This window comes from Micromonospora deserti (genome assembly GCF_003236335.1).
GTDB lineage: Bacteria > Actinomycetota > Actinomycetes > Mycobacteriales > Micromonosporaceae > Micromonospora > Micromonospora deserti.
On sequence record NZ_POUB01000007.1, the window covers coordinates 21,560 to 33,134 of the forward strand.

Here is an 11,575-nt window from a genome sequence, read left to right on the forward strand (position 1 = left end):
GAGGACGATGCATTCCGAGGTTCAGGCGCTGGTAGCCCGCAGCAACCGGCTCGGGGCCGACCCGACCACGACCAACTACGCCGGAGGCAACACCTCGGCCAAGGGCGAGACCACCGACCCGGTGACCGGCGGCCCCGTCGAGCTGCTGTGGGTCAAGGGCTCCGGCGGTGACCTCGGCACCCTCACCGAGGCCGGTCTGGCCGTGCTCCGGCTCGACCGGCTGCGCGCCCTGGCCGACGTCTACCCCGGCGTCGAGCGGGAAGACGAGATGGTCGCCGCGTTCGACTACTGCCTGCACGGGCGGGGCGGCGCGGCGCCGTCGATCGACACGGCCATGCACGGCCTGGTCGACGCCGCGCACGTCGACCACCTGCACCCCGACGCCGGCATCGCGATCGCCACCGCCGCCGACGGGCCGGAGCTGACCAAGGCAATCTTCGGCGACCGGGTGCTCTGGGTGCCCTGGCGGCGGCCCGGCTTCCAGCTCGGCCTCGACATCGCCGCCGTGGCGAAGGCCAACCCCCAGGCGATCGGCGTCATCCTCGGCGGGCACGGCATCACCGCGTGGGGGGCCACCAGCGAGGAGTGCGAGCGCAACTCGCTGGAGATCATCCGCACCGCACAGGCGTACCTCGACGAGCGGGGCCGGCCCGATCCGTTCGGCCCGGTGGTCGCCGGCTACGAGCCGCTGCCGCCGAGCGAGCGGCGAGCCCGGGCAGCGGCGCTGGCGCCGGTCCTCCGGGGCCTGGCGTCGACCGACCGCCCGCAGGTCGGGCACTTCACCGACACCGACGTGGTGCTCGACTTCGTCGCCCGCGAGCGGCACCCCGTGCTCGCGGCGCTCGGCACCTCCTGCCCCGACCACTTCCTGCGCACCAAGGTCCGCCCGATGGTGCTCGACCTGCCACCGACCACCCCGCTGGCGGAGACCATTGCCCGGCTGAGGGAACTGCACGCCGCCTACCGCGACGACTACCGCGCCTACTACGAGCGGCACGCCGGCCCGGACAGCCCCCCGATGCGCGGCGCCGATCCTGCCGTCGTCCTCATCCCGGGCGTGGGCATGTTCAGCTTCGGGACCAACAAGCAGACCGCCCGCGTCGCCGGGGAGTTCTACGTTAACGCGATCAACGTCATGCGCGGCGCCGAGTCCGTGTCGACGTACGCCCCGATCGACGAGGCCGAGAAGTTCCGCATCGAGTACTGGGCCCTCGAAGAGGCCAAGCTGGCCCGGATGCCCAAGCCGAAGCCGCTGGCGACCCGGGTCGCCCTGGTCACCGGAGCCGGTTCCGGCATCGGCCGCGCCATCGCCCACCGGCTCGCCGCCGAGGGCGCCTGCGTGGTGGTCACCGACCGGGACACCGCCGCTGCCGAAACCGTCGCCGGCGAGCTGGGCGGCCCGGACGTCGCGGTGGCCGTACCCGTGGACGTCACCGACGCCGACGCGGTGGCCGCCGCGGTCCGCGAGGCGGTGCTCGCCTACGGCGGACTGGACCTCGTGGTCAACAACGCCGGGCTCTCGCTGTCGAAGTCGCTGCTGGAGACGACCGAGGCGGACTGGGACATCCAGCACGACGTGATGGCCAAGGGCTCCTTCCTGGTCTCGCGCGAGGCCGCCCGGGTCCTCATCGACCAGGGGATGGGCGGCGACATCGTCTACATCTCCAGCAAGAACTCCCTGTTCGCCGGCCCGAACAACGTCGCCTACGGCGCGGCGAAGGCCGACCAGGCGCACCAGGTCCGCCTGCTCGCCGCCGAGTTGGGCGGCCACGGGATCCGGGTCAACGGCGTCAACCCCGACGGCGTGGTGCGCGGCTCCGGCATCTTCGCCGGCGGCTGGGGCGCCCAGCGCGCCGCCGTCTACGGCGTGCCGGAGGAGAAGCTGGGGGAGTTCTACGCCCAGCGCACCCTGCTCAAGCAGGAGGTGCTACCCGAGCATGTCGCCAACGCGGTCTTCGTGCTCACCGGCGGTGAGCTGTCACACACGACGGGTCTGCACATCCCCGTGGACGCGGGCGTCGCCGCGGCCTTCCTCCGCTGATCCGGTGCCGGGGATGAGCAACAACGTGCTGGTCAGGAGTCCGATGTGCGACGAGGAGGACGCGCGGCTTCCGGTGGGGGTCCGGTGAGCGCCGTCGTCACCGTCGCCGCCGTCGACCTGGGGGCGTCCAGCGGCCGGGTCATGCTCGGTCGCGTCGGCGCCGGCCGGGTGGAGCTCACCGAAGCGCACCGGTTCACCAACGAACCCGTCCGCGTCGGGGACACCCTGCACTGGGACATCCTTAATCTGTGGCACGGCGTCCGCACCGGGCTGCGGGCCGCAGGTCCGGTGACGAGCATCGGCGTCGACTCCTGGGCCGTCGACTACGGGCTGCTCGATGCCTCCGGGGCGCTGCTGGGCAACCCGGTGCACTATCGCGACGCGCGTACCGACGGGGTGGCCGAGCGGGTGGCGACGCAGCTGGGGGAGGAGCGGCTCTACGCCACCACCGGGTTGCAGCAGCTACCGTTCAACACCCTCTACCAGCTGGTCGCGGCGGCCGGGACGCCGCAACTGGGCACCGCCCATCGACTCCTGCTGATCCCGGATCTCATCACGTACTGGCTCACCGGCCGGATCGGCGCCGAACTCACCAACGCCTCGACGACCCAGCTGTACGACCTGCGCCGGCGGGCCTGGGCCACCGACCTGATGGCCGACGCGGGCATCCGTACCGACCTGTTTCCGCCGTTGCACGAGCCGGGCACCCGGATCGGCCCGGTCCGGCCCGACCTGGGGCTGCCCGGCACCGCCGAGGTGGTGGCGGTCGGCTCCCACGACACCGCGTCCGCGGTCGTCGGCGTGCCCGCGACCGGGGAGCGGTTCGCCTACATCTCCTGCGGTACCTGGTCCCTCGTGGGAGTCGAACTCGACGCCCCCGTACTCACCGAGGCGAGCCGGCGGGCCAACTTCACGAACGAGTCCGGCGTCGACGGAACGATCCGGTACCTGCGGAACGTGATGGGCCTGTGGCTGCTGCAGGAGTCGCTGCGGACCTGGGGCGCCGTCGACCTGCCCCATTTGCTGCGGCAGGCGGCCGGGGAGCCGGCCTTCCGGTCCGTCGTCGACCCGGACGACCCGGTGTTCCTGCCCCCCGGCGACATGCCGGCGCGCATCGCCGACGCCTGCCGGCGTGCTGGCGAGCCGGTTCCCGCCACCCCGGCCGCCACGGTCCGCTGCATTATCGACAGCCTGGCACTGGCCCACCGGCGCGCCGTCCACCAGGCCCAGCAGCTGTCCGGCCGGAACGTCGACGCCGTGCATGTCGTCGGCGGCGGCGCCCGCAACGAACTGCTCTGCCAGCTGACGGCCGACGCCTGCGGACTGCCGGTGATCGCCGGGCCGGTCGAGGCCACCGCGCTCGGTAACATCCTGATGCAGGCCCGGACCGCGGGCGTCGTCGGCGGCGACCTGCCGGCCCTGCGGACCGTCCTGCGCGAGACCCAGCACCTCGTGCGGTACGAGCCGAGGGGCGACCAGGCGGCCTGGCGAGCTGCCGAAGACCGGATGGGTGGTTGAGGATGCGTGTCGCGCTGTTCGTGACCTGCCTGGCTGACACGCTGTTCCCGCAGGCGGCGATGGCCACGGTGCGGCTGCTGGAGCGCCTCGGTCACCAGGTCGTCTTTCCCGAGGACCAGACCTGCTGCGGGCAGATGCACATCAACACCGGCTACCCGGACGACGCGCTGCGCCTGGTACGCCGGCACGTGCGGGTCTTCGGCCGGTACGACGTGGTGGTGGCCCCCTCCGGCTCGTGCGTCGGCTCGGTGCGGCACCAGCACGCCATGGTGGCCCGGCGGGCGGGCGACGAGCGGTTGGCCAGCCGGGCCGACGAGATCGCCGGCCGCACGTACGAGCTGTCGGAGTTCCTCGTGGACGTGCTCGGGGTGACCGACGTGGGCGCGTACTACCCGCACCGGGTGACGTACCACCCGACCTGCCACTCGCTGCGGATGCTGCGGGTGGGGGACCGGCCGCTGCGCCTGCTGCGCGAGGTGCGAGGGCTGGAGCTGGTGGAGCTGCCGCAGGCGGAGCAGTGTTGCGGCTTCGGCGGCACGTTCGCGCTGAAGAACGCGGACACCTCGACGGCGATGCTCGCCGACAAGATGCGCAACGTACTGGCCACCCGGGCGGACGTGTGCACCGCCGGGGACGCCTCCTGCCTGATGCACATCGGCGGCGGGCTGTCCCGGCTGCGTGCCGGCGTACGGACCGTGCACCTGGCCGAGATCCTGGCCAACACCGAGGCGGACCCGGCCGGTGAGCGGCACGCCGCGGCGAGGGCGACGCCCCCCACCGGAGGTGCGAGATGACCCGGTCCTTCCTCGGCATGCCGGCCACCGCGCCGCCCGGCGTCGGGCACCTGCGCGGCGCCGAGCCGTTCCCGGCCGCCGCCCGGCGTGCGCTGTCCGACGCCCAGCTGCGCCGGAACCTGGGCCACGCCACCACCACGATCCGGACCAAGTCAGCCGCGGTGGTCGGTGAGGTGCCGGACTGGCCGCAGCTGAGGGCCGCCGGGCGGGCCATCAAGAGCGACACCATGGCCCGCCTGCCCGAGCTGCTGGAGCAACTGGAGGCGGCGGTCACCGCCGCCGGCGGCACGGTGCACTGGGCCGCCGACGCGGTCGAGGCCAACCGGATCGTCACCGACCTGGTCCGGGAGGCCGGCGCCGACCGGGTGATGAAGGTCAAGTCGATGGCCACCCAGGAGATCGGCCTCAACGAGGCACTTGAGGCCGCCGGGATCGAGCCGGTCGAGACCGACCTCGCCGAGCTGATCGTGCAGCTCGGCGACGACCGGCCCAGCCACATTCTGGTGCCGGCGATCCACCGCAACCGGGCGGAGATCCGGGAGATCTTCCTGCGCGCGATGCCGGGCGTCGACCCGGCGCTCACCGACGAGCCGGCGGCCCTGGCCGCCGCCGCGCGCCGGCACCTGCGGGAGACGTTCCTGAGCACGCGGGTGGCCGTCTCCGGGGCGAACTTCGCCGTCGCCGAGAGCGGCACCCTCGCCGTCGTCGAGTCCGAGGGCAACGGGCGGATGTGCCTCACCCTGCCGGAGACCCTGATCACCGTGATGGGCATCGAGAAGGTCATCCCCACCTGGCGGGACCTCGAAGTCTTCCTCCAGCTGCTGCCCCGGGCGTCGACCGGGGAGCGGATGAACCCCTACACCTCGATGTGGACCGGCGTGACCCCGGGCGACGGGCCGCAGGCGTTCCACCTGGTGCTGCTCGACAACGGGCGCAGCGCGGTGCTCGCCGACCCGGTCGGCCGGGAGGCGCTGCACTGCATCCGCTGCTCGGCCTGCCTCAACGTCTGCCCCGTGTACGAACGCACCGGCGGGCACGCGTACGGGTCGGTCTACCCCGGCCCGATCGGGGCGGTGCTCTCCCCGCAACTGACCGGAGTCGCCGACAACGCCTCCCTGCCGTTCGCGTCGTCGCTCTGCGGGGCCTGCTACGACGCCTGCCCGGTGATGATCGACATCCCGTCCATCCTGGTCCACCTGCGCAGCCAGGCGCCCCATCCGCGTGCCGAGGCCGCGGCGATGGCCGCCGCCGCGTACACGATGGACCACCCGGCGCTGTACGCGGCCGCGCAGCGCGCCGCGAAGCTGAGCCGGCTCGCTGGCCCCCGCGGGCGCGGCCTGCCGCCACCACTGTCCGGCTGGGCCGCCAGCCGTGACCTGCCGCAGCCGCCACCGCGGAGCTTCCGCCAGTGGTGGGCCGAGCGGTGACCGCACGCGAGCTCATCCTCGGCCGGCTCCGTGCCGCCCTCGCCGAGCCGGGGACAGCGCCGGCCGAGGTGCCCCGGGACTACCGGTCCGCCGGCTCCGTCGCCGTCGATCTCGACGTGCTCGTCCACCGGCTCACCGACTACCGGGCTGCCGTGCACCGGTGCGCCGAGGCCGACGTCGCCCGGATCGTCGACGAGGTACTCGGCCACCGGCGCGTCGTGGTCCCGCCCGGACTGCCCCGGCACTGGCTGCCCGACAGCGTCACCGCGGTGCCGGACGACAACCTCACCGCGGAGCGGATCGCGGCCGTGGACGGGGTCGTCACCGCGGCGGCCGTGGCCGTCGCCGAGACCGGCACCATCGTGCTCGACGCGGCCCCGGACCAGGGCCGTCGGATCATCACCCTGCTGCCCGACGTGCACGTCTGCGTGCTGCGGGCCGACCAGGTCGTCGCCACCGTGCCCGACGCCCTCGCCCGCGTCGATCCGCACCGGCCACTGACCTGGATCAGCGGACCCTCCGCCACGAGTGACATCGAACTCAACCGGGTCGAGGGCGTCCACGGACCACGGGATCTACACGTGATCATCACGACGTGAGTTCTCGCCGGACCCAGACCTCGGCTTGCCGCTGCTGACCGTTCCGGCGGTGCCGGCGCGAGCTGCCACCACCGCCATCGACGGCAGGGCGACGACCGCGGACGGCAGTTGGTGGCGGACGCGTGCGCTTCCGCCCAGCGAGAGCGACCAGGCCGACCTCAATCCGATGGTCGACGCCGTACTGGCCTCCGAGTTGCGCCGCCCGGCCGCTCGGGCGCCACACGTCCCCGGCAAGATCCAGGTCAGCGCTACCACTGCCCCCTGCTCCGGATCGAGGACTGATGGTCGCTCCGCTGCGGTACGCCGCGTTCCGTTACCTGGCTGCCGGTCGGCTGGTCAACATGCTGGGCAACGCGGTCGCCCCCATCGCGCTGGCTTTCGCCGTACTCGACCTGACCGGCTCGGTGCGCGACTTGGGCCTGGTGGTTGGCGCAAGATCGCTGATGAACGTGCTGTTCGTGATCTTCGGCGGGGTGCTGGCTGACCGGATTCCGCGCCGGGTGGTGCTGGTCGGCTCCAACGTGCTCGGTGCGCTGACCCAGGCGGCGGTGGCCGCCCTGGTGCTGACCGGTGCGGCGACGATCCCGCTGCTGCTGGTGCTCGCCGCGGCCAACGGCGTCGTGAGCGCACTGGCCCAGCCGGCCTCGGCCGCCGCGACGCCGCAGACTGTGCCGCCGGAGCTGATCCAGCCGGCCAACGCGATCATCCGGCTTGGCATGAACGCTGGCATGATCGGCGGCGCGGCGCTCGGTGGCCTCCTGGTGGCCGCTGTCGGGCCCGGCTGGGGCCTCGCCGTCGACGCGCTCACCTTCGCCATGGCGGCTGTCGCCTTCACCGGAGTCCGGGTCGCTGCCCCCCGAGCAAAGAGCACCCGCACGAGCATCGTCGCCGACCTCCGGGAGGGCTGGACCGAGTTCACCGCGCGGACCTGGGTCTGGGTGGTCGTGCTCGGCTTCATGGTCCTCAACGCGGCGCTCGCCGGCGGCGTGAACGTGCTCGGCCCGGCCATCGCGGACGAGACGATCGGCCGCAGTGCCTGGGGCGTGGTGTTGGCGGCGGAAACCGCCGGAATGGTCATCGGCGGGTTGATCGCCCTGCGGATCCGGGTACGCCGGCTGCTGCTGCTCGGTGTGGCCTGCATGTTCGCCGAGTCGTTCCTGCTGTTGGGGCTGGCCCTGGCGCCGACCATCGTCGTGCTGGCGACGGCCGGAGTGGCGGTCGGGATCGCCGTCGAACAGTTCGCGGTGGCCTGGGAGACGTCGATCGCGCAGCACATCCCGGCCGACCGACTGGCCCGCGTCTACTCGTACGACATGTTGGGGTCCTTTGTTGCCATCCCGCTCGGCCAGGTGGCGGTCGGGCCGGTCGCCGCGGCGATCGGCACCCGCGACACGCTGCTGATCCTCGCCGCGTTGGTGGTGTTCTCCGTTCTCGGCATGTTGGCCAGCCGGGACGTCCGCCGGCTACCGGCGATGGCCCCCGCCCGCGCCGCCGACGCGGTGCTGGTCGGGTCAACCGACGGCGGACCGGGTGACGGCCCCGTCACGGGACCCGCCGAACCGGCCGTCCGCGCCTGATCCATCTCCGGCCGCGAGCGTCACCGACACGCCGGCGCCTTGCCGGCGTCTGCCATGATCGGTGAGGTGACGACCGGCCACCCACGCGGGCTCCACTCCCGCCGCCACGTTCGGAGCCGCTCCCTCCAAGTGGTCCTCGCGTTCGGTGCGGTCGCGGCCGTCCTCGCCATCGCCGTGGTCGTCGTGCCGCTGCTGCGGCCGCCCGGTCCGCGCCCGCTCTTCCAGCTCCCCGTTGCTTGCGGCGAGACGTGGCAGCTCGGCACCTACCCCGGCCACGACGACTACGACGTCGACCTGTTTCCCACCGAAGGCGAGGCGTGGGGGCGGCCGGTGCTCGCGTCCTACGCCGGCACGGTCACCGAGGCCGGGATCAACGGGTCCCTGGGCGGCCGTACCCCGGACAACCCGGACGGCCCGCGTGGCCGTGGCGGCGGTTACTGGGTGAAGATCGACCACGGTGGCAGGTGGGAGACGCAGTACCTCCACCTGCTCGAACCGCCGCTGGTCCGGGTCGGCCAGCGGGTCGACGGAGGCGAGCAGATCGGGCGGGTCGGCAGCACCGGCAACTCCGGCGCACCGCACCTGCACTACGAGCAGCGCCGGGGCTGGCAGAAGGTCGAAACCTACTTCGACGGTTCACCGTCGGGCATCACCCACGACGACACCGAATACACCGTCACGCGTACGAGCAACAACTGCGCCTCCGGGCAACCGTAGCCGCTGTCGATGGTGGAGACCCCGTCCTCGTACCTGCCTGATTCGGCCTCCCGCGCCAGCTCGGGCAGGAACTCGCGACGGTTGCGGGTGGTCCTGCAGAGTGGTGCCGCTTCGGTGGGGCTGCTAAAAATCAAGGCGACCGGCTGACGGTGGCCGGGCTACGGACACGGCGGGCGGGCCCTGGGTCCGCCCGCCGTGGCCCCGCCGGAGCGGCGGGGAGAGTCGTACGGCACGGAGGCAGGCAACAGCCGGCTGCCCATCGACGCCGGTGCCTGAAGCGCGACCTCGACGACCTTGCCGCCGGAGGAGGCTCACCGGCTGGGGATGCGGGCGTACCGGTGGGTTGCCATCATGCCGGCCGCTCTGCGCCGAGGTCCGGGGAACACGACCGCCCGACCAGCGCCGCGCGGCAGTGGTCATGATCGCATCGGGACAAGTCTTCCTGCTGGTCGTCGGCGTCGGCGTTGCCGTGACGCGACAGCTTCCCCGGATCCGGCCACTTCCGGATCCGCTCGGCGACCGTCGACTAAGGTGACACATCGCACCCGATAGCAGGAAAGCCGGAAGGACGTCAAGTGATCGATACTCTCCAGGTGACACCGATCAACCCGGCGTCGGTACCCGAGACGAGCGGCGGCTACCAGAACGCACTGGAGGTCCAAGGGGCGCAGCGACTGCTGTTCATCAGCGGACAGATTCCGCAGACACGGGACGGGTACGTGCCACCGACCGCGGAAGCCCAGTGCCGGCAGGTGTGGGACAACATCGCCGCGATTCTCGCGGACGCCGGCATGAGTGTCGGCAACCTGGTCAAGGTCACCACGTTCCTGGCCGACCGGGCACACGCCGCCGTCAACACCCGGGTGCGCAACGAGATGCTCGGCCCGCACAAGCCCGCGCTGACAGTCATTATCACCGGCATCTTCGATCCGGAGTGGATCATTGAGATCGAAGCGATCGCGGCGGCCTGACCGACCCGGGCACCCGTACCGCGCCGGTGGTGCGGGATTCACCGGTAGGGGGGAGCGGCGCCGAGCGGACCTCCCGATCCGATCCACGGCTCGGCCTCATCCGGCTCCCGGTCCAGCTCACGGGCATACGCGCGGACCAGATCGGGAATCCGGTACCGGCCGTCCGGCAGTGCCTCGGCGAGCCCGGCGTCCACCAGGCGCTCGACCATCGCCTCCGCGGCGATGGCCGGCTGCCCGGACAGCCAAGCCAGGGTGGGCACGCTCACTGGTGCCGGCGTCAGCCACCCCAGCAGCCGCAACGCGCGCACCTCGGTGCCGTCGCGGTACCGGGTCAGCGTCCGCACCGCGGCAGTCAGACAGTCGCGAAGCGTCATCGACTCGCTGGCCAGGGTGTCGAGCCGGTTGGTCGGGTCGGCCAGCCGGGCGGTGAACGCGGCTATCGACCAGCTCGGCCGGGCGGCCAGCCGCGCGGCGGCGATCCGTACCGCCAACGGCAGCGCGTCGCAGCGGGCGATCAGCGTCCGCGCTGCCGGCTCCTCGGCATTCACCCGCTCCGCCCCGAGGTGGAAGCGGAGCATCTCCACCGCGTCGTCCGGGTCGAGCCCGCCCACCCAGACCCGGACCGCACCGTCCACGCTGGTCAGCCCGGAGCGCGATGTGATCACCAGGGCGCTGCCGGTGGGCACCGGGTACAGGTCGCGTACCTGGGCCACGGCTGTCACGTCGTCGAGAACGACCAGCACCCGGCGTCCGCCGAGCATCGCCGACCAGCCCGCCGACGGGTGCGCGCCGGCTGGCGGCGGCAGTGCGAGCGCGTCGGCGACCCTGCTCAGCACGTGATCCGCCGCCCGGGGTGCGTCCACCACGCCACCCTGCGTCGAGACGAAGAGCAGCCCGTCGGGGTAGTCCGCGGCGAGCACATGGCCCACGCGGACGGCCAACGCGGTCTTGCCAGCACCAGCGAGTCCGTGCACCACGCCGAGCCGACCGGCGCGTACGGCGGTGACCAGCCGGTCGAGTTCCGGCCGCCGGCCCTGCAGGCAAGCCGGATCGGCGGGGAAGTGGGACAGCGTCCGGGGTCGCGTCCACGCCGTGGGCACCGGTGGGCTCTGGACGGCGGTCCCGGGCAGCCGTAGCGAGGGGTCGTTGCGGAGGATGCGCTGTTCTAGGTCGCGCAACGACTCGCTGGGTTCGATTCCCAACTCGTCGACCAGCAGGCGCCGCAGGTCCCGGTAGGCGCCGAGCGCCACCGCCTGTTGGCCGTCCCGGTACAAAGCGGTCATCAGGTGGGCGTGCAGCCGTTCCCGGAGCGGATGCTGACCGACCAGCACCTTGAGTTGGGGTAGGAGCATCCCGTGCCGCCCCAGCTCCAACTCGGCACCGATGCGAGCCTCGATGGCGGCGATCCGGGTCTCCTCAAGCCGGGCGACCTCGGCCATCACCATCGGGGTCGGCCGCACGTCGGCCAGCGGAGCGCCGCGCCACAGGGCCAATGCCGCCTCGAACCCCTCGGCGGCGGCCGCGGGGAGACCGGCAGCCAGGTCGGCGTGGGCTCGCTTCAGCAGCCGCTCACACTGCCCGATGTCGATCCGGTCGGGCGGCACCACAAGCCGGTACCCGGGGCTGCGGGTGGTCAGGATCCGACCGTCCCGATCGTTGAGCGCCCGCCGCAGCCGCCAAGCGTAGCCGGCCACCAGACTGCTGGCCGAGGCGGGCGGGTAATCGTCCCAGAGTTCGGCGACGAGTTGTTCGAGCGACACCACCTGGTCGGCCTTGAGCAGCAGCATCGCTAGCAGCGCACGCTGCTTCGCCGAGCCCATCCCCCGCCACTGCGTACCGTCGTGGAACTCCACCGGTCCCAGGAGCCGGAACGCGGGCCGGCCGGGGGCGGCGGGCCGTGTCATCGGCATGTCTGCTCCCGATTGATCAGC

Annotated in this window: 9 protein-coding genes; 8 read left to right on the top strand and 1 reads right to left on the bottom strand. The window is 72.6% G+C overall.

What is annotated here, in order from left to right; all coding sequences use genetic code 11:
• Positions 1 to 7 precede the first annotated feature (7 nt).
• The 8 genes from C1I99_RS02080 (at position 8) to C1I99_RS02115 (ending at position 9,644) form a co-directional block, all read left to right on the top strand.
• Positions 8 to 2,041, top strand: coding sequence for a bifunctional aldolase/short-chain dehydrogenase (locus tag C1I99_RS02080; protein ID WP_199561891.1), 2,034 nt, complete (start codon positions 8 to 10; stop codon positions 2,039 to 2,041).
• A gap of 84 nt (positions 2,042 to 2,125) precedes the next feature.
• Complete coding sequence (locus C1I99_RS02085) at positions 2,126 to 3,559, top strand: rhamnulokinase (RefSeq protein WP_111132450.1); 1,434 nt, start codon at positions 2,126 to 2,128, stop codon at positions 3,557 to 3,559.
• A 2-nt stretch (positions 3,560 to 3,561) separates the two neighbouring features.
• Positions 3,562 to 4,353 (top strand): (Fe-S)-binding protein, encoded by a 792-nt coding sequence (locus C1I99_RS02090; RefSeq protein ID WP_111132451.1) that lies wholly within the window; start codon positions 3,562 to 3,564, stop codon positions 4,351 to 4,353.
• Positions 4,350 to 5,780 carry a lactate utilization protein B gene (locus C1I99_RS02095; RefSeq protein ID WP_111132452.1) on the top strand — a complete coding sequence of 477 codons (1,431 nt, stop codon included), beginning with the start codon at positions 4,350 to 4,352 and terminating at the stop codon, positions 5,778 to 5,780. Before C1I99_RS02090 ends, C1I99_RS02095 begins: the two co-directional genes overlap by 4 nt.
• Complete coding sequence (locus tag C1I99_RS02100) at positions 5,777 to 6,379, top strand: LutC/YkgG family protein (protein WP_111132486.1); 603 nt, start codon at positions 5,777 to 5,779, stop codon at positions 6,377 to 6,379. The genes C1I99_RS02095 and C1I99_RS02100 overlap by 4 nt, the downstream gene beginning before the upstream one ends.
• Positions 6,380 to 6,660: 281 nt before the next feature.
• Positions 6,661 to 7,956: an MFS transporter gene (locus C1I99_RS02105; protein WP_111132453.1), complete on the top strand. Its 1,296-nt coding sequence runs from the start codon at positions 6,661 to 6,663 to the stop codon at positions 7,954 to 7,956.
• Positions 7,957 to 8,010: 54 nt separating this feature from the next.
• Positions 8,011 to 8,673, top strand: coding sequence for a M23 family metallopeptidase (locus C1I99_RS02110; protein WP_111132454.1), 663 nt, complete (start codon positions 8,011 to 8,013; stop codon positions 8,671 to 8,673).
• Positions 8,674 to 9,248: 575 nt separating this feature from the next.
• The gene (locus C1I99_RS02115; RefSeq protein WP_111132455.1) at positions 9,249 to 9,644 is read left to right on the top strand and encodes a RidA family protein; all 396 of its coding nucleotides are present in this window, start codon (positions 9,249 to 9,251) and stop codon (positions 9,642 to 9,644) included.
• 38 nt (positions 9,645 to 9,682) lie between these two features.
• Here the strand turns inward: C1I99_RS02115 and C1I99_RS02120 are convergent, their stop codons facing one another.
• Positions 9,683 to 11,554 (bottom strand): AfsR/SARP family transcriptional regulator, encoded by a 1,872-nt coding sequence (locus C1I99_RS02120; protein ID WP_111132456.1) that lies wholly within the window; start codon positions 11,552 to 11,554, stop codon positions 9,683 to 9,685.
• Between the last annotated feature and the right edge of the window lie 21 nt (positions 11,555 to 11,575).